The 17,933-nt window shown below is 42.3% G+C and carries 13 protein-coding genes; 3 read left to right on the top strand and 10 right to left on the bottom strand.

Translation table 11 applies throughout. The annotated features are described in order from the left end of the window. Positions 1-66: 66 nt before the first annotated feature. The 4 genes from VYM24_RS04795 to polA form a co-directional block, all read right to left on the bottom strand. Positions 67-696, bottom strand: a complete 630-nt coding sequence (locus VYM24_RS04795; protein ID WP_330941598.1) for a TonB family protein — start codon at positions 694-696, stop codon at positions 67-69. 29 nt (positions 697-725) lie between these two features. After that, positions 726-1,352 carry an HD domain-containing protein gene (locus VYM24_RS04790; protein WP_291549677.1) on the bottom strand — a complete coding sequence of 209 codons (627 nt, stop codon included), beginning with the start codon at positions 1,350-1,352 and terminating at the stop codon, positions 726-728. A gap of 140 nt (positions 1,353-1,492) precedes the next feature. After that, on the bottom strand, positions 1,493-1,885 hold the full coding sequence (locus tag VYM24_RS04785) for a DUF3836 domain-containing protein (RefSeq protein WP_044268273.1): 393 nt from the start codon (positions 1,883-1,885) through the stop codon (positions 1,493-1,495). A 279-nt stretch (positions 1,886-2,164) separates the two neighbouring features. After that, complete coding sequence (gene polA / locus VYM24_RS04780; RefSeq protein WP_330941597.1) at positions 2,165-4,990, bottom strand: DNA polymerase I; 2,826 nt, start codon at positions 4,988-4,990, stop codon at positions 2,165-2,167. A gap of 86 nt (positions 4,991-5,076) precedes the next feature. On the opposite strand from polA, the gene VYM24_RS04775 reads away from it, so the two are divergent. Beyond that, positions 5,077-6,051: a polyprenyl synthetase family protein gene (locus VYM24_RS04775; protein WP_291549675.1), complete on the top strand. Its 975-nt coding sequence runs from the start codon at positions 5,077-5,079 to the stop codon at positions 6,049-6,051. 88 nt (positions 6,052-6,139) lie between these two features. On the opposite strand, the gene deoC is transcribed toward VYM24_RS04775, so the two are convergent. The 6 genes from deoC to mnmG form a co-directional block, all read right to left on the bottom strand. Further along, the gene (gene deoC, locus VYM24_RS04770) at positions 6,140-7,042 is read right to left on the bottom strand and encodes a deoxyribose-phosphate aldolase (RefSeq protein WP_007216626.1); all 903 of its coding nucleotides are present in this window, start codon (positions 7,040-7,042) and stop codon (positions 6,140-6,142) included. After that, positions 7,029-7,367: a nucleotide pyrophosphohydrolase gene (locus VYM24_RS04765; protein ID WP_026366777.1), complete on the bottom strand. Its 339-nt coding sequence runs from the start codon at positions 7,365-7,367 to the stop codon at positions 7,029-7,031. The genes deoC and VYM24_RS04765 overlap by 14 nt, the downstream gene beginning before the upstream one ends. Further along, on the bottom strand, positions 7,367-7,819 hold the full coding sequence (dtd, locus tag VYM24_RS04760) for a D-aminoacyl-tRNA deacylase (RefSeq protein ID WP_299090607.1): 453 nt from the start codon (positions 7,817-7,819) through the stop codon (positions 7,367-7,369). The genes VYM24_RS04765 and dtd overlap by 1 nt, the downstream gene beginning before the upstream one ends. Before the next feature lie 101 nt (positions 7,820-7,920). Next, on the bottom strand, positions 7,921-9,747 hold the full coding sequence (gene uvrC, locus VYM24_RS04755; RefSeq protein WP_291549673.1) for an excinuclease ABC subunit UvrC: 1,827 nt from the start codon (positions 9,745-9,747) through the stop codon (positions 7,921-7,923). 26 nt (positions 9,748-9,773) lie between these two features. Beyond that, a complete protein-coding gene (locus VYM24_RS04750) occupies positions 9,774-10,298 on the bottom strand; it encodes an adenine phosphoribosyltransferase (protein ID WP_291549672.1) in 525 nt (174 codons plus the stop codon). 57 nt (positions 10,299-10,355) lie between these two features. After that, positions 10,356-12,230 carry a tRNA uridine-5-carboxymethylaminomethyl(34) synthesis enzyme MnmG gene (gene mnmG / locus VYM24_RS04745; RefSeq protein ID WP_299090603.1) on the bottom strand — a complete coding sequence of 625 codons (1,875 nt, stop codon included), beginning with the start codon at positions 12,228-12,230 and terminating at the stop codon, positions 10,356-10,358. Between the two features lie 1,194 nt (positions 12,231-13,424). On the opposite strand from mnmG, the gene VYM24_RS04740 reads away from it, so the two are divergent. Together VYM24_RS04740 and VYM24_RS04735 are read left to right on the top strand one after the other, a co-directional pair. Further along, on the top strand, positions 13,425-14,414 hold the full coding sequence (locus VYM24_RS04740) for a zinc ribbon domain-containing protein (protein ID WP_330941596.1): 990 nt from the start codon (positions 13,425-13,427) through the stop codon (positions 14,412-14,414). A gap of 50 nt (positions 14,415-14,464) precedes the next feature. Then, on the top strand, positions 14,465-17,929 hold the full coding sequence (locus tag VYM24_RS04735; RefSeq protein WP_330941595.1) for a protein kinase domain-containing protein: 3,465 nt from the start codon (positions 14,465-14,467) through the stop codon (positions 17,927-17,929). The last annotated feature ends 4 nt before the right edge of the window (positions 17,930-17,933 follow it).

Here is a 17,933-nt window from a genome sequence, read left to right as displayed (position 1 = left end):
CTGTTTATCTGATAAAAGATTAGGTTTTAATTAACGTTGCCCTATGTCTTTCAATGCTATGTAGTGTTATTCTGTATATTGTTTCCGTATATCTATATGGAAATAGACAGGCAATATAAAGGTACTTTCCACACACAAACCTCTTTGTCTGGCAGGCTTCCAAGCTGGCATGGAAAGAACGAGGCGTTTTGCCTCTTGATCCAGCATTGGTGATACACTCTGGAGGATTTTAGGATCGGTAGCTTTACCCTTTTCATCAATAGTGAACTGTATTAGTATTTCTCCTTCTTCCCCTTGCTTAAAAGCTTCTTGAGGATATTGTTGGTTTTCTTTAAAGAATTTGTATAAAGCTTCTTCACCATCTGGAAAATAGGCATCTGCATATACAAGTTCAAACGTACCATCACGGTCGTCTTCATAAGGTTCACCTTTTTCAATGATTTTCTTATCTTTTCTTACATGTACATTTTTCAATCTTTGAATACGTGGTTGCATTTGTACTATGAAGCCGGTAGTATCTTTCTCCTGTAATTGTCTGTATGCATCTTCTTTTCCTGCATGGGTAAAGTATAGGGTTTCTTTAGGTTTGGCATCTATGTAGAAATTTCCGTTTGAGTCTGAAATTGTTCCACGCATACTTCCGGGTATGTAGATACTTACCTTGGGGAAAGAATAGTAATATGCCAAGTATGGCATTATAATAAAGTGCTTTCATTATTGGAGGTTTAATTGTTTTTTTCTTCTGAAAATAATTTGTTGAATGTTTTTTTGAGCAACTCTTCGTTTAGGATAATAGTTTGTAGTTCTTTCAGGCGTTCTGTATTCTTGGAGTTTGGAAGCCAGAGTTTCAGATATCCTCCAGGTGCATATTTATCCATTAAATGCTGATGAAAACGTTGATAGTGCCATTCTTTATCTGCTTCTGGTTGTTGTTTCAGCCCGTATTGTACAGTACGGCGTAGAGTGATAGTGGGGTCAATCACACGGTCTGCTTCTGCGACTATTTTTCCGTAAATACTCCGAGGTTCATGATCCGTAGATGCCCGGTGATCTTCTACCGCTTCTTTCATTGTTTCTATTTCTATTTCATTGAACCATTCGCGGAGAGCGGCATCTTGCTTCAGAATCTCACCTGAGATTAGGTGATGTGTAGCACGATCATGATAAAGCCCGGTATCGTGGTAAGCGGCAATAGTATATGCCATACTTTCATTTACATCATACTGTTTGGCAAGTGAAAGGCTCTCTTCTATAACGGCCTGTACGTGCGAGAGGTTATGAGCCTTGTCGAACTTCTCATAACGTGGAATAATTTCTGTTTCAATGTAGTGGGTGAGGTTGGCAGGTATCATAAAATAGATATTTTTTTGAAAGGTAAAGTTATGAAAAAAGCCGGAATACATCGCATATTCCGGCTTTCATTGGTGTACAAAACTTATAAAGGTTTCGGTTTGTTCAATTTGTTAGAATTTTAAGAGAGTATCTGTATGATTTACAGGCTTGGATTGTCCATTGTGACCGTCATGTCAGGTACAAGGACGTATGCTTTTTGTTTGCTGTTCCATTTATAATAAGTGGTAGTGATACTTTTTCCCTGATAGGCGTAGCAAATGCGAAGGTCGTTTTCCCAAGTATTCTTTTGGCTGTTCCACTTCATAGTTTCGCTTTCCGTCATACGTTTTTGGTCATCATACTTGTAGCTGTACTTCATGTAGTTTGCTAAAGTTCCACTGTCCATTTTGTAAACGGTTTGCCCAACCATCACTCCGTCTTTCTCTTCCGAATTGTAAATAAGGTTGTTTTTGTTAGCTGCAGAAGCTGCCATAGCACTAAAAAGAATTACTGCTGATAAAGCAACTGTTTTTAAAAATACTTTTGTTCTCATGGTTCTATATGTTTTTAAGTTATCTCTTACTATATTCTATCAATATGTCATTGAATTCGCTGCAAAGGTACGTATTTAATTGACATAAATATCATATATGAATTAAATATAGTCAAAATGTCAGATGTGACTACTTTGTTATGCTTTCTTTTTGCCAAGATTGATGATAAAAAAATATCCGGCAATGATGTTGCCGGATATTCTGGTGAGCAAACTGTATTTCGAACAGATTACTTCAGTTGCTTTCTGATTGTAAGTTAAATAAAGTTATAGGTGGAATTAATGGGCTTCCAACCAGTTCTTTCCCCACCCGCAATCGGCTCTCAGGGGTACGTGCATGCGATATGCACGTTCCATTTCTTCAATTACAATTTGTTGCACAAACTCTTTTTCAGCCTCTGGAACGCTGAAATTTAGTTCGTCATGGACCTGTAAAATCATCTTTGCTTTCAGATTGTTACTTTGAAAGCGTTTGTAGATGCGTGCCATGGCAACTTTAATAATATCAGCTGCACTTCCCTGGATAGGTGCATTGATGGCATTGCGCTCTGCATATCCGCGTACGGTTGCGTTGCGGGAGTTGATATCGGGCAGGAAACGTTTGCGGTGGAGGATCGTTTCCACATATCCTTGTTCGCGTGCTATCTGGATGCTTTTATCCATATATTCACGAACTTGCGGGTAGGTTTCGAAATATCCGTCGATCAATTCTTTGGCTTCTTTGCGGTCCACATTCATACGTTCTGCCAATCCAAAGATAGAAATACCGTAGATGATACCGAAATTGGCTGTCTTGGCTTTGCGACGCATGTCGGAAGTGACGTCCTTTATGTCTACCTTATATATTTTAGCGGCAGTGGCGGCATGAATATCATAACCGCTGAGGAAGGCGTCAATCATATTCTTATCTTCGCTTAGATGCGCCATAATGCGCAACTCTATCTGTGAATAGTCGGCGGAGAAGAACTCGCAACCATCGTCCGGAATGAAGGCTTTACGGATTTCCTTACCGTCTTCGTCGCGGATAGGAATGTTTTGCAGGTTCGGGTTACTGGAACTGAGTCGTCCGGTAGCTGTGACTGCCTGGTTAAAAGAAGTATGAATACGCCCTGTGCGTGGATTGATCAGCAGGGGGAGAGCATCGATATATGTTCCTAATAATTTCTTCAATCCACGGTATTCGAGGATCTTTCCGATAATCTCATGTTTATTGCGCAGGCTTTCCAGTACCTCTTCCGAAGTGACGTATTGTCCTGTCTTGGTTTTCTTCGCTTTATCCGTAATCTTCAGTTTGTCGAACAGGATTTCGCCCACCTGCTTGGGTGAAGCTATATTGAACGTTTCCTCTGCCAGTTCATAGATTTCTTTTTCTATCTCTTGTAGGCGGACAGTGAAATGCTCGGAGGTTTGTTTCAGCGCTTCGGTATCAATGCGCACTCCGTTACTTTCCAGATTGGCAAGTACGCGTACGAGCGGCATTTCTATTTCATAGAAGAGATGTTCAACCCCCTGCTTCTTTAATTCTTCTTCAAGTACATTCTTTAGCTTTAAAGTAATGTCTGCATCTTCGCATGCATATTTGTAAACTTCTTCTGGTGGAAGGTCCCGCATGTTCTTTTGGTTCTTTCCTCTCGGACCGATAAGTTCATCAATGTGGATGGTTTGATAATGCAGGTAAATTTCTGCCAGGTAATCCATGTTATGACGAAGTTCGGGTTGCAAAACGTAATGTGCGATCATGGTGTCGAAAAGTTCACCTTTCACTTCCATCCCGTAATTTTGAAGAACAAGAATATCGTACTTGATATTTTGTCCGACTTTCATTGAATTCTCATTTTCGTAGAGCGGCCGGAACTCATTTACTATTTTTAACGCTTCTTCCCGTTCTGCCGGAACCGGAACATAATAAGCCTGATTTTCGGTATCGCTGAAGCTCATCCCTACCAATTCTGCTTCCATTGGTTCGGCTGAAGTCGTTTCTGTATCTATTGAGAGAATTTTAGTTGTAAGTAACTTTTTAATAATTTTACTCCTTTTCTCTTCTGTATCAATGAGTTGGTAGTCTGCGTTGATGGTTTCTAAACGCGCGAGATTTGAATTTTTGGAATCTTCCGGCCCGTTGGGCGCAAATTCTTCAAACAAATTGCCTTGAACCGGACCGTTATTTTGAGTAAAAAGCGGGCCTGGTGAAAAAAGATCGGGAGCAACGGAAGAAGGGGAGGGGGAACTACTCTTTTTGAGTACACGGTCAATGAGTGTACGGAATTCCAATTCTTCGAAAATTTTCCTGAGTTCTTCTTCATTCGGTTCTTCACGAACGAGAGCTTTCATGTCAAGTTTGATGGGAACATCGATTTTGATTGTTGCAAGGAATTTGGAGAAGGTAATCATTTCCCGGTTATTTTCGACTTTCGTCTTCAATGCACCTTTTAGTTCATTGGTGTGCTCCAGAAGATTTTCGATACTGCCGAATTCACTGATCAGCTTTTGTGCGGTTTTCTCTCCGACGCCGGGACATCCGGGAATATTATCGGAGGCATCTCCCATTAATCCCAACATGTCAATAACCTGCTGGGTGGACTGAATGTCGAATTTAGCTTTTACCTGTTCTATTCCCATGACCTCAAACCCGCCGGTATGTTTGGGACGGTACATGAATACATTTTCAGATACTAATTGGCCATAGTCCTTATCGGGAGTCATCATGTAAGTGGTGATGCCTTGTTGTCCTGCCTCAGTGGCAAGCGTACCGATGACGTCGTCGGCTTCGTATCCCGCTACTTCCAGGATGGGAATGCGGTATGCACGTATAATATCCTTTATAATAGGTACGGAAAGGCGGATAGCTTCCGGAGTTTCCTCACGTTGTGCCTTATATTGTTCGTAGGCCTCATGGCGGAAGGTCGGTCCGGCGGGATCGAAAGCGACTCCGATGTGAGTAGGATTCTCTTTTTTGAGTACTTCTTCCAGGGTATTTACAAAGCCCAAAATAGCGGAAGTATTGAACCCTTTGGAGTTGATCCGAGGGTTCTTGATGAACGCGTAATAGGCGCGATATATCAATGCATAGGCATCGAGAAGAAACAGTTTATCGTCAGAATTCATATATTTATCCTTTTTTTCATGGTAAAAGTACAAAAAAATACCGTATTAAGTGTTTTATTACTATTTTTGTGGGAAAATAGCGATGCATGGACAACTCATCACTCATAAAAACTCCGATAGCGGCAGAACTGGACGATTTCAAAAAGCTGTTTGATAATTCGCTTACCAGTTCCAACTTTTTGCTGAATGAAGTAATCTCACACATTCGACAAAAGAACGGGAAGATGATGCGTCCGATTTTGCTGCTGCTTGTGGCAAAGCTATACGGACGGATTTGTCCCGAATCACTTCATGCGGCGGTTTCCCTTGAATTATTACATACGGCCAGTCTGGTACACGATGATGTGGTGGATGAAAGCACCGAGCGTCGCGGACAGCTGTCGGTGAATGCTATTTATAATAATAAGGTAGCGGTACTGGTGGGTGACTACCTTTTGGCAACTGCACTTGTGCAGGTAGGTAAGACGCATAATTACGCTATTATTGATGTGGTTTCCCGTCTGGGACAGCATTTGTCTGAGGGCGAACTTCTTCAACTTTCTAATGTAAGTAATCTCCAATTCTCCGAAGAAATCTATTTTGATGTGATCCGTAAGAAGACGGCTGTGCTTTTTGCAGCTTGTACCAAATCGGGTGCTCTCTCGGTAGGAGTGACCGATGAACAGGCGGAATTTGCGCGCCAGTTCGGTGAATATATCGGTCTTTGCTTCCAGATTAAGGATGATATATTCGACTATTATGATAGTAAGGAGATAGGTAAGCCAACAGGAAACGATATGTTGGAAGGCAAACTGACCCTTCCTGTGCTTTATGCCTTGAACTCTACCAAGGATGAAAGTGCGGAAGAGATTGCCGTCAAAGTGAAAAATGGTACTGCTTCGGCCGATGAAATCGCCCGATTAATCGAATTTGCCAAGCAACAAGGTGGCATTGAATATGCTGTGCAGACTATGTTTGCCTATAAGGAAAAAGCGCTTTCATTATTGGCATCCTTGCCTGATTCAGATGTAAAAGCCGGCCTTGCTGCTTATTTGAATTATGTAGTGGACCGCGATAAGTGATTTCCCCGAAAATTTTGTACTGCCTTCATAATATAAAAGCCTGACAGAATTTCCTGTCAGGCTTTTATATTCAGTTTTACTTCTATCTTTAGAAAAACTTCATTTCCATGCCTTTGATGTCCGAAAGCAGAAGATTGGCCAGGCGGCTGGTGCCCAAGCGGAACCATTGGTTGTTGAGCCATTCTTCGCCAAGCACCTCTTTGACGATAGTGTAGTAGATGACAGCGTCATTTACGGTATTAATACCTCCGGCAGGTTTGAAACCTACTTTGTTGCCGGTTTTATCGTAATATTCTTTAATAGCCCGGCACATTACATAAGCAGCTTCCGGGGTTGCAGCGGGCTGCTGTTTCCCGGTAGATGTCTTTATAAAGTCTGCGCCCGAATACATAGATAGGATAGAGGCTTTCATGATATTGGAAGCGCTCTTCAGAGCGCCTGTTTCCAGAATCACTTTCATGTGATGTTCCTTGCAGACATCTTTCAGTTCCTGTATCTCTTCGCACATGTTTTCGTAGTCTCCACTCAGGAATTTGCCTACTGAAATTACGATATCTATTTCGTCTGCACCTTCCATTAGAGCCATGGCGGTTTCTGCGACTTTTACTTCTGTGAAGGTTTGTGAAGAAGGAAAACCTGCCGAAACACAGGCTATTTTTACATCCTCTACTTCCAGGGTACTCTTTACGATTTCTGCGAAGTTAGGGTAAACACAGATAGCAGCGACATTCTCCAAATCAGGGAATTCTTCGTCGAACTGATTTACTTTTTGAGTGAATTTCATCACGCTTTCATCGCTGTCCGTAGTGTTCAGTGTAGTGAGATCAATGCAGTGGAACAAGAATTTCTTGACTTCTTCCGTATGGTTTCCGGGTACTTTTTCTGCAATGATTTTCGCTACCTGGGCAGCTACTTCCGTATCGTCCAGCTGTGTGTTGTACTTTGCCAATGCGGCATCATACTTGTTCTGGTTAGGTTCATTCTTCTCCATGGTCTTGCAATTTAGGATTATTGATATGGCGGGTGTTATCCCGTTGGGTTTTCTTCTCCAGATTGCGGGCAAACGCTTCAGTGACATTTACACCTGTCTGATTGGCAATGCAGAGTAGTACCCAGAGGACATCCGCTATTTCGTCTTCGATATTATCTTTTTCTCCTTCTTTGAAGGATTGGTCACCGTATTTGCGGGACATAACTCTTGCCAGTTCACCTACCTCTTCAGTAAGGACAGCCATATTGGTGAGTTCGCTGAAATAGCGTACACCATACTTCTTAATCCAGCAATCTACCTGATGCTGAGCTTCTTCTAATGTCATCATTCCTTGTTTTTTGTATCCATACAGATGGTCACAGGGCCATCGTTCAATAATTCTACTTTCATGTCGGCACCAAATTCTCCGGTACCTATTTCTTTGCCTGATAAAAAACTCAAATCTTTGCAAAACTGTTCATACAGCGGAACAGAAATATCGGGCTTTGCTGCACGTATATATGAAGGACGGTTACCCTTCTTTGTAGAAGCATGCAAGGTGAACTGACTGATTGCCAGTATTTCACCGTTAATGTCGAGGATTGATTTGTTCATTACTCCATTCTCGTCGTCAAAGACACGCAGGTTGACAATTTTTTTGCAAAGCCAGTCAATATCTTCTTGTCCGTCTGTTTCCTCAATACCTACCAATATCAGAAGCCCTTTCCCTATAGCGGACTTGCATGTTCCGTTGATTGTAACAGAAGCGTGTCCGACACGTTGTATGACTACTCTCATGTTCTTTTTATCCTAATCTTTTAAAACTTTTCCAAATGCAAAGTTACGAATAAATTCGTGACTGCCTGCAATTTGTACGTATGAATATGTAGAAGGAGAGGTTAACTCCTAAAATATTCTTTAATAACTTTTGCTTTAGCTTCTCCTGTGACTTTCGTAAGCGCTTCCAGGGATGCTTCTTTTATACGCTTTACGCTTTTAAACTCTTTTAGCAGAGCAGCTTTTGTCTTTTCTCCAATGCCTTTTATCTCATCCAATTCGGAAGCAATCTGTCGTTTGCTGCGTTTTTCGCGGTGGAAAGTAATGGCAAAACGATGTACTTCATCCTGTATCTGCGTCAATAAACGGAACAGGGGAGTGTTTTGTTTTAAACCGATAGTCTGTGGTGGAAAGCCATAAAGCAGTTCGGATGTGCGGTGTTTGCCATCCTTGGCAAGTCCGGCAATGGGGATATTCAGATTTAGTTCGTCCAGAACTTCTTTCACAGCGCTCATTTGTCCCTTTCCACCGTCGGTGATAAGGAGGTCGGGTAGGGTTGCTTTCTCTTCAATAGCGCGCTGATAACGGCGTCTTACGACTTCTTTCATGGAGGCGTAGTCGTCTGCGCCTACTACGGTCTTGATATTGTACTTCCGGTAGTCTTGTTTTGAGGGCTTGGCTTTCTTGAATACCACGCAGGCGGCAACCGGATCGGAGCCTTGGATATTTGAGTTATCAAAACACTCTATTTGTATGGGTAAATGTTCAAGGTGTAACTCTTCCTGTATCTCTTTCATCAAGCGGACGCTGCGCTGTTCCGGATTCAGCTTTTCGGCTTGCTTCATGCGATCGGCCTTATACTGCTTTACATTCAGAATGGAAAGATCCAGCAGTTTCTTCTTATCCCCTCGCTGAGGTATTGTAAATACCACGTCTTTCAACTCCATATCCACCTCGAAAGGCACGATGATTTCACGTGAAAGGCTCTTGTAACGCTCTCTCATTTCAATGATGCCCAGTTGGATAAGCTCTTCTTTGGTTTCATTCAACCGCTTCTTGTACTCAAATGTAAAGGCCTGGTTGATTGCCCCGTTTGTGATATGCAGATAATTGATAAATGCAGATTTACCATCGCTGTCTTCCTCTATGGAAAAAACATCGATATTATGCAGAACATTGCTTACTACCTCTGACTTGGCACGGTAATTTTCAATCAGCATGTATTTACTCTTGATCTTTTGTGCCTCTTCAAACTTCATCTCGGCAGCCAGTTCCTGCATTTGCTGAAAAAGTATCCGTTGTATTTCCTGCGTATTACCTTTGAGGATTTCCTTGATTTCTCCAATGTTTTTCATGTAATCATCCAGTGATTGCTTCCCGACACAAGGTCCGGCGCAGTTCTTGATATGATATTCCAGACAAACATTGAATTTTCCTGCCCGGATATTTTCGGGTGAAAGGTTCAGGTTGCAGGTGCGTAACGGATACAGATGCTTGATAAGATCGAGCAATGCATTCATGGAAGGTACATGGCTGTAAGGGCCATAGTAAGAGGAGCCGTTGCGTATGATTTTACGTGTCTTGAATATCCGGGGAAAATACTCGTTTTGAACGCAAATGGACGGATATGTCTTATCATCTTTCAACAAGACATTGTACCGTGGCTTATATTTCTTGATGAGATTATTCTCCAGCAGCAAGGCGTCCTCCTCAGAGTTCACCACAATATATCGGATATCGGCTATTTTGCTGACGAGTACTCTTGTTTTTCCCGGTTCGTGTTCTTTGTTGAAATAGGAGGAGACCCTTCGTTTTAAGTTTTTAGCTTTACCTACGTATATGATAACCCCTTCGGTATTCAGATATTGGTAAATACCGGGGCTCTCCGGAAGGTTTAATACAATTCCTTTCAGATATTCGCTGGTTTTAAGTTCAGGGTTATTCTCCATGTGGTTCTCAGGTCTCTTCTCTTTGTTTATAATGAAAGTACCGACTGTACGTCTACGTCTTTGCTGAATAAGTCTATTCCGTGCAACTCCTTCAGTTCTATGATGAAGTTTACATATATTTTCTTCGGATTCATCTTTTGTACTAGCTTGCAGGCGGCCTCCATTGTTCCGCCTGTGGCGAGCAGATCGTCATGTAGCAAAACTACGTCGTTCTCGTTGAGAGCATCTTTATGTATCTGAATGGTGTCTTTACCATATTCTTTATCGTAGCTTTCCTCGATGGTTTCTGCAGGAAGCTTTCCGGGCTTGCGGATAGGAATGAAACCTGCACCCAAGCGGGTGGCGAGGATGGGTCCCATAATGAAGCCTCTCGATTCAATACCTACCACTTTTGTGATACCTTTGTCCTTGTACATTTCATACAATGTATCTGAAAGTTCCTGAAGCCTTGCAGGATCTTTAAACAATGTAGTTACGTCGTAAAATAGAATTCCCGGAATAGGAAAATTGGGGATTTCCCGAATGCTTTTTGCAAGAGTTTCTTTGCTCATAATCAGTATTTTTAATGCGTTTATTGAATTCTTTGTTTCACGTGGAACGTATTTGCTTTATCTGCCCGAAAGTACCAATAATACGTTTATATCGCTTGGCGATACGCCCGGAATCCGGCTTGCCTGGGCTATCGTTTCCGGATCAATCTTCACCAGCTTCTGTCTTGCTTCGGTGGATAGGGATTGAATGGTATTATAATCAAACTTCCCTTTAATTTTGATGCTTTCCAGACGAGCCAGTTTATCTGCAATCATTCGTTCACGTCCAATGTATCCTTCATACTTAATCAGGATTTCAGCTGCCTCAATTATTTCTTCTTTTCTTTCAGTAACTTTATCCAGCTCCCGGCGGAAAGCGCTGACATGCTCCGCCATGTTTTCAAGCGTAATTTGGGGACGGTTTATAAGGTCGATCAATTTGCATCCTTGGCGGAGGGGAGTGGTACCCAATTGCTCCAATACCGGATTGATTAATGCCGGTTTCATCGAATAGTTACGAGTGAATTCTATGATACTATTGATCGAGTCACGTTTTCGTTTCAATAATTCATAGCGGTCGCTCTTTACAAGTCCGAGCTGCCATGCCTTTTCGGTAAGGCGCATATCTGCATCGTCCATACGTAGCAGGATGCGATATTCGGCGCGCGAAGTGAACATACGATAAGGTTCATCCACGCCTTTGGTTACCAGATCGTCGATTAATACGCCGATATATGCTTCGTCTCGTGCAAGGGTAAATGGCTCGCCACCGTGACAGTTTATATGTGCATTGATTCCGGCAATGATTCCTTGTCCGGCTGCCTCTTCATATCCGGTAGTTCCGTTTACCTGTCCTGCAAAGAATAGATTTTTAATTTTCTTCGTTTCCAACGTATGTTTTAATTGGGTAGGGTCAAAGTAGTCATACTCGATAGCGTATCCGGGACGATAAATCACCAAGTCTTTGAATGCAGGAACTTTTTTCAGCGCTTCTATCTGTATATTCATCGGGAGTGATGAAGAGAAACCATTTAAGTAAAGTTCCTGTGTCGTTTCTCCTTCAGGTTCCAGGAAAAGCTGGTGTTGCTCCTTATCGGGGAAAGTAACTATTTTAGTTTCGATACTGGGGCAGTAACGTGGACCGATACTCTGAATCTGTCCGTTGAAAAGGGGAGAATCCGGCAACCCTTCACGTAATACACGGTGTACTTCCTCGTTCGTGAAGCAAGTCCAGCATGGAAGTTGTTTTAAGTGGCGTACACTGGTATCCAGGAATGAGAATTTATGAAAGTCACATTCTCCATCCTGTGTTTCCATGAATTCATAGTGTACGCTCCGTCCGTCTATGCGAACAGGTGTACCGGTTTTCATGCGTCCGTATTCAATGCCATGCCTTGCGATGGATTCGGTTAATTCGTAAGATGCAGGTTCTGCCATACGTCCTCCGGCAAGTTTGGTACGTCCTACGTGCATTAATCCGTTCAGGAAAGTGCCGGCGGTCAGTACGATGCACTTTGCACGGAAGGTTACATCGAGTAAAGTGGTTAAGCCTGCCACTTCTCCGTTTTCAACGAGAATTTCGCGTACTGTATCTTGCCAGATATGCAAATTAGGAATGTTTTCTAATATTTCGCGCCATGCCCAGATGAACTTATTGCGGTCGCATTGTGCACGGGGGCTCCACATTGCGGGGCCTTTGGAACGGTTCAGGATACGGAACTGGATGGCGGTCTGATCGGTCACTAATCCCATATATCCACCTAAAGCATCTACTTCGCGTACAATTTGTCCTTTGGCAATACCGCCTACGGCAGGGTTACAACTCATTTGTCCTATCTTATTCATGTCCATAGTGATAAGACAGGTTTTTGAACCCAGATTTGCCGCAGCAGCTGCGGCCTCACAACCGGCATGTCCGGCGCCAATCACGATAACGTCGTATTTAAACTCCATTCATTCAATGTCTTTAAAACAGTGCAAAGTTACGAAAAAAACTACTACTCATCCAGTTTTTCTTTTTCTTATCATTGTTTAAGGGAAGGTTAGCGGCTTGTGAACCATACCAATCTCTCATTTTTTTGAGGAAGAACTAATATGCTATGCCCACTATTTTTGAGAAAAAGTTCTTTCTGTTCTTTCAGTTCTTCCCGAGCTCCCTGTTCATCGGCATTCTGGCTGAAATATGCCTGAAGCGACTATAGACTTGGATGTTTCAGCTGAAATGCCGATGAACAGGGAGCTCGGGAAAAAACTGAAAGACTGCAAGAAGAAAATAACACTTGATGTATTGAGTATAATTATAACAAGCAATGTCATGATGTAAAACTAGCAATGTCGTAATGCGGAATATTGCTAGTTTTGCATCATGACGTTGCTTGTTGTTTCAGGCATGTCTGATTCCGAAGCAAGCGGAATATGTTAGAGGTGTGAAAAGCGAGTAATATATGTGCACGAATATTTTTTTGTACAAGGGGAATTTATCGTTGATTATCAAGGTGCTACAAAGTGTCAATTTCTTGCCGACAAGGAGTTAAGAGTTTGTTGGCAAGAAGTTAATTTCCTGTCGACAAACTCTTAACTTCCTGTAAAAGGAGAAATAACAGGTTTTCGACTTCTTTACACAGTGTGATTGATAGGACGAATATATCGTCACTGTCGCGATTATAACAAGCGGCATTTCCATATTATGTGAGAAAAGTGTGTATGTGATGCGGACTAACGAGCTATATATCGGTGGTATTGGATATATAGATACTGCATGCCCGATATATAGATGCGACATGCCCGATATATAGATGTTGCGCGTCCGATATATATAGCTAATATCCAGAATATGAGTTAAATTTCTATTGGTTATGTTTTGTGCATTTTTGTAGGGTTTTGAATGAAGTGCTGATTTATTTTTTAGACGCGGATGACACGGATGACGCAGATTTTTTATTTATTGATGTGACAGCGCAGCCTTTAAATCCGTGTCATCTGCGTCTAAGAGATTGAATACATAGGCTAAAATCATTTACCTCATTTCTATACTGTTTAGGAGCAAAAAAGAGTTTTTTCTATCTGCCGCCATCGTATTCCGCAAATAATTTGATATATTTGGAAATTTAAAATCTGGGTGGTTAACTTATAGTCTGAATACGGTTTATGGAACAGCAACATCAATCTTTATCGGAACAACAGATAAAGGCGCAGCAGAAGACTTCGGAGAAACAGGCGGAACAGCTGCAATGTTGTCCTAATTGCGGGACACCTTGTCACAGTGGCGATAAATTCTGTGAAGAATGTGGCATGTCGCTTAAAGGAACTTCCTGTATGCGTTGTAACTCTCTTGTTCAGCCTAATTGGGAAATATGCCCTTATTGCGGACAAGGACTTCATGCAGAATTGTGTTCATTCTGCGGTGCCTCGATGGAAGCGGATGACTTCTTCTGTCCTGATTGTGGTAATCCTCGCACAGGGATTATCTGTCCTGACTGCAATACCCTTAATTTCCGCAGTTTTTGCCGAAAATGTAATCGTCCCCTGAATGAGATGGCAATGCAGGAAATGCAAAAGGCAAAGAAAGACCCCATTTTTCAGGAAATGCTGGCATTGGCACAGGAACTTGCCGATTTGGAAGAACAAATACTGAATACTGCCTCTGAAGAACTTCCGGTGGGGGAACCGGAACTGCCTCCTGTAGAATTGAGTGAAGCCGATAAGAAACTGATACAACAATATAAAGATCTCTTTTCAGGAAGCGGTTCTCTTGAAGGAATGCAGGTTTCCAGACCTGAACCGAAAGTGGAGGAACCTGTTCAAACCCGTCCGAAGATACAACTGAATGTGAAGAAGGTAGATCTTGACGAAGCGAAGCAATCTTATAAAGAGAAACTGGAAGAAATGAAGTTGCTGATGGAGAAACTTCGTCCGGAAGGAGATATGACGCCACAGATGCAGCGGAATTACTATTCGGCAAGGAAATTGCCTGTTTTGCGGAAATCCGTAACAAAAGCGCCTGTTTGTTGGATATGCAACCTCTGCGGTTGCCAGCATAGCCACCCAAGTGAGTGTGCCCAGCCGGAACTGGGGGGTACTTGGATATATGAAGATGTGGTAACTGTTACAAAAATATTTGAGTATCAGGATGATTGATCCTTCAGGATACCTTGCTAGATACGCTAATCTTAAAACTATATAGAATTATGAGCGACTTGAGAGACAGTGATAAAACACTGCGTCCTGGTAGTGCGGACGGTGATAAAACTTTGCGCCCTGCCCTGAAAGCCGAGAAAACTCTTCGTCCTGGTGAAGAAGAAAAAACTCTTCGCCCGGAAGATGATAGTAAGAAGACCTTGCGCCCTGGTGTAGCTAACATTGACAAAACTTTGCATCCCGGTGGAATGGAGGATAAGACGTTGCGTCCGGTTTCGGTAGATGATGCGACCTTACGTGCCGAACAGCAAAAGGCGATTGAGGCTATCACTCGCCAGCATGATACGGAATATCTTATTAAAGGTTTGAATTACAGGGTTATAAAGGTAATATCGGATGGGACGGGAGAAGCTCAGATCTTTCTGGTGGAAAATAAGGGAAAGCAGTACGTACTAAAACTCTATTATGTTGGCATTGAACCGCCTCCTAATCATCATATACTTGAAATTATAAGACAAACTCCGCGCTCGGGATTATTAGTGGATATCATAGATCATGGTCAGTGGGATAATCCGCGTGTTTCCGGTGAATTGAGGCATTATGAAGTAATGACTTACTGTAAAGGAGGCTCTTTGGATAAAATAAATCTGAAAGGAGACGAAAGAAGGCTTTGTGAAATTGCTAAACAAGCTGCTGCCGCCATTGATTTCTGCCATAAGCATGGGTTTATTCATCGGGATATCAAGCCGGGTAATTTCTTTTTTACCGATGAGAATCAGAACCAGGTACTGCTGGGGGATTTTGGTATTTCTGTAAGATGCGATCAGAATGGAGTTGCCCGTACGGACCAGGCTCGTACCCGCATTTATGCAGCTCCCGAAATGTATTATACGGTTCCCGGTGAGAATCGGGTGGAGATTGACACGAAGAGTGATTTTTACTCTCTTGGTATGGTTTTGCTCTGTCTGTGGATGGGCGAGAAAGAGTTTAAAGAAAGAGAATTTGAACTGATGAAGCGTAAACGTACGGGAGATTTGTCTTTTCCTGCGGATTTATCGGGACGAACGCTGCAATTAATAAAAGCATTGACCGCACCTCAACCGGAAAAACGTTGTGGATTTACCGAAATCGTTCGTTGGGCTCGGGGAGAGGATGTATTCAGTGATTTTGTCGGGCAGGAAAGTAAACGTCGTTTCAGTATTATTTTTAATGCCGGAAAGAATAAGATAGCACATTCACCCGAACAATTGGCTGATTTTATGCGACAGGATCAGAATCTTGCCATTAAATATCTCTATACCGGTAAACTTACGAAATGGCTGAATGATAATCAGCGGCCGGAATTGGTTTCGGAAATCGAAGATATTGTAGAAAAGCGCTATCCGAAAGACCAGACTGCCGGGCTGTATGCCGCCTGTTATACGCTCAATGTGGATATGCCCTATTATGATGTCAAGGGACGTCCGCGGACTACCGCCGAAGAAATAGCGCAATCTCTCATTGAGAATTTCAACACTTACCAGACTACCTTGGCGAATGCGAACGATCCCCTGTTTCTCTTTTTTAATGCGCACGATCTGAAGCGGCTTACGGATAAAGCTCCCTTGTTTAATAAAAAAGATCGCCAAAGGGAGGCTTTATGGCGTTTGATCTATGAACTTGATCCTTCACGTCCTTATGAATTGATCGATGAAAAGGGGAATTTGGGGCGTTGCAATACACCGGAAGAAGTTCTTCATTATGCTTATAATCATATGTTGAGTGCCGACTCGTGGAATGATTTGGCAGAAGAGTCTTTCCTGATATGGTTGGCAGGCCGTGATAAAGGATTGGTAGGGAAGATACGTACTCAATTGAAAGGCTTCAGTACATCGGATGCTGCGGTAACTTACGGTGTACTTTATAATTTGAGTCCTAAAGTTTCCTTCACCCTGCAAATGGACGAGACAGCAAATAATTATTATTTCACGCATACTCAAATAGCCCAATTCATCAATCAACAGTTGATGGTTTACAAGAATACACCGAAGAATGATCCGGATCATGAATATGCCGATTATATTCTCGGTATGCTCTCAAGTCTGAAAGGTTCGCGGCTCTATTTCTATCTGAAGTCTAAGGGTGTGTATGAGGATAAGATTGAATGGATAAATTATTGCTTTGAACTGAAATCCAAAGATAATCTCCGGAAAGCGGGGCCTTATAACTGGATCATCGCCACCTTTAAGATGATTAAAGGATTGGGCTCTCTTCCTTATTATTATTTCAAGGATAGCGATAAGAGTATCACTGATTTGGATGAATTAAAGTCCATTCCATCGAAAGAAGTTAAGGCAGAGCTGGAGAGTGGATATTTGAGAGACTGGCTTACTACTTTCTTTCAGGAGAATCCGTTGAAGAATCTTTCTCCCAAATTCGCTTATGAGCAGGAAACGGTGAAATATCTTGAATTCATCGAAAAAATAGATAGTAAAGATACAGATGTTTCCAATTTCCGTATTGCCACTGATTTTGTGAATAAGAACCTGCGGAAAGTGCGTTTGCGTTGTAGGACGCTGACGGTGATGCGTGTCTTGCTGGGAATACTGTGTTTCATTCCTATTTTGGCTTTTGCGGTTGCATTATGTTTCTACGGGCTTCCGTTCGCAGAAAACCCGTTGTCCGGTTTCTCTGTCGGTTCCATTGCGGCGATGGGTATCATCTTCGGTATTCTTATTTTTGTGACTTCTGATTTTGAGAATCTTATCGGAAGTGTTATTTTAGGCTTTATTGTGGGGACAATTATCTACTATACAGTATATTTTGTGCTGGATCTCATCATGCCTTATGCTCATTATGTACTGGCTGGACTTTTGCTCCTGCTGGCTTATTATCTGATGAAAAGCTGTTATTTCAAGCTTCCGGTTGAGCGGAGGTTGCATGATCATTTGCTGAATCCCGGTTTTGAGGAAACAGGCTTGGAACCATTACATTTTGCTTTTAAGGCGAGTGTAGGAACACACTTTGAGTCTTCTATTGGCGGTGAATCGGCGCAATATGCTAAATATCTGAAAGATTGTATCCGTAAGTTTTCTTATCGTGCTGTACTTTCCATGGTGGTGGTGGGTTGGCTGGCCTATCTGTTTGTGCAATATACTCCGGCATTCGGTCTGGATGCCTCCCGTTTTCTGCAAAACGATGGAAAGCTTAAAGAACTGGCAGGTACATGGGAGGGTACGTTTGAAGGACGTAATGCTACGCTGAACATAACGACAGCAAATTCGGATGGCTTGAAAGCTACCATACATGTGCAATATACGAATCTGACCAACGAAGCACTGACGGGCACCGTGAATACCGTTGCGAATACTATCCATTTTGACGATGTATACAAGAACGGTACTCTCGACGGGCAGTATAACGGTACGTTCACCGGCGATGGAATGGATGCTTTTGAAGGTACTTATGAGAATTATACGACCAAGAAACAAGTGAACTTCAGTTTCAAAAAAGCGAAAGCAGATGTAGAGAACTGATAAA

It is taken from the genome of Bacteroides sp. MSB163, assembly GCF_036416795.1.
Classification (GTDB): domain Bacteria; phylum Bacteroidota; class Bacteroidia; order Bacteroidales; family Bacteroidaceae; genus Bacteroides; species Bacteroides maternus.
The sequence above is the reverse complement of the archived record's forward strand: the minus strand, read 5'-3'. Positions and strand labels throughout refer to the sequence as shown.

Bases quoted from the DNA above. Each gene is read 5' to 3' on its own strand.
- VYM24_RS04795 (WP_330941598.1), bottom strand. From the start codon at position 696: ATGCCATACTTGGCATATTACTATTCTTTCCCCAAGGTAAGTATCTAC.
- VYM24_RS04790 (WP_291549677.1), bottom strand. From the start codon at position 1,352: ATGATACCTGCCAACCTCACCCACTACATTGAAACAGAAATTATTCCA.
- VYM24_RS04785 (WP_044268273.1), bottom strand. From the start codon at position 1,885: ATGAGAACAAAAGTATTTTTAAAAACAGTTGCTTTATCAGCAGTAATT.
- polA (WP_330941597.1), bottom strand. From the start codon at position 4,990: ATGAATTCTGACGATAAACTGTTTCTTCTCGATGCCTATGCATTGATA.
- VYM24_RS04775 (WP_291549675.1), top strand. From the start codon at position 5,077: ATGGACAACTCATCACTCATAAAAACTCCGATAGCGGCAGAACTGGAC.
- deoC (WP_007216626.1), bottom strand. From the start codon at position 7,042: ATGGAGAAGAATGAACCTAACCAGAACAAGTATGATGCCGCATTGGCA.
- VYM24_RS04765 (WP_026366777.1), bottom strand. From the start codon at position 7,367: ATGACATTAGAAGAAGCTCAGCATCAGGTAGATTGCTGGATTAAGAAG.
- dtd (WP_299090607.1), bottom strand. From the start codon at position 7,819: ATGAGAGTAGTCATACAACGTGTCGGACACGCTTCTGTTACAATCAAC.
- uvrC (WP_291549673.1), bottom strand. From the start codon at position 9,747: ATGGAGAATAACCCTGAACTTAAAACCAGCGAATATCTGAAAGGAATT.
- VYM24_RS04750 (WP_291549672.1), bottom strand. From the start codon at position 10,298: ATGAGCAAAGAAACTCTTGCAAAAAGCATTCGGGAAATCCCCAATTTT.
- mnmG (WP_299090603.1), bottom strand. From the start codon at position 12,230: ATGGAGTTTAAATACGACGTTATCGTGATTGGCGCCGGACATGCCGGT.
- VYM24_RS04740 (WP_330941596.1), top strand. From the start codon at position 13,425: ATGGAACAGCAACATCAATCTTTATCGGAACAACAGATAAAGGCGCAG.
- VYM24_RS04735 (WP_330941595.1), top strand. From the start codon at position 14,465: ATGAGCGACTTGAGAGACAGTGATAAAACACTGCGTCCTGGTAGTGCG.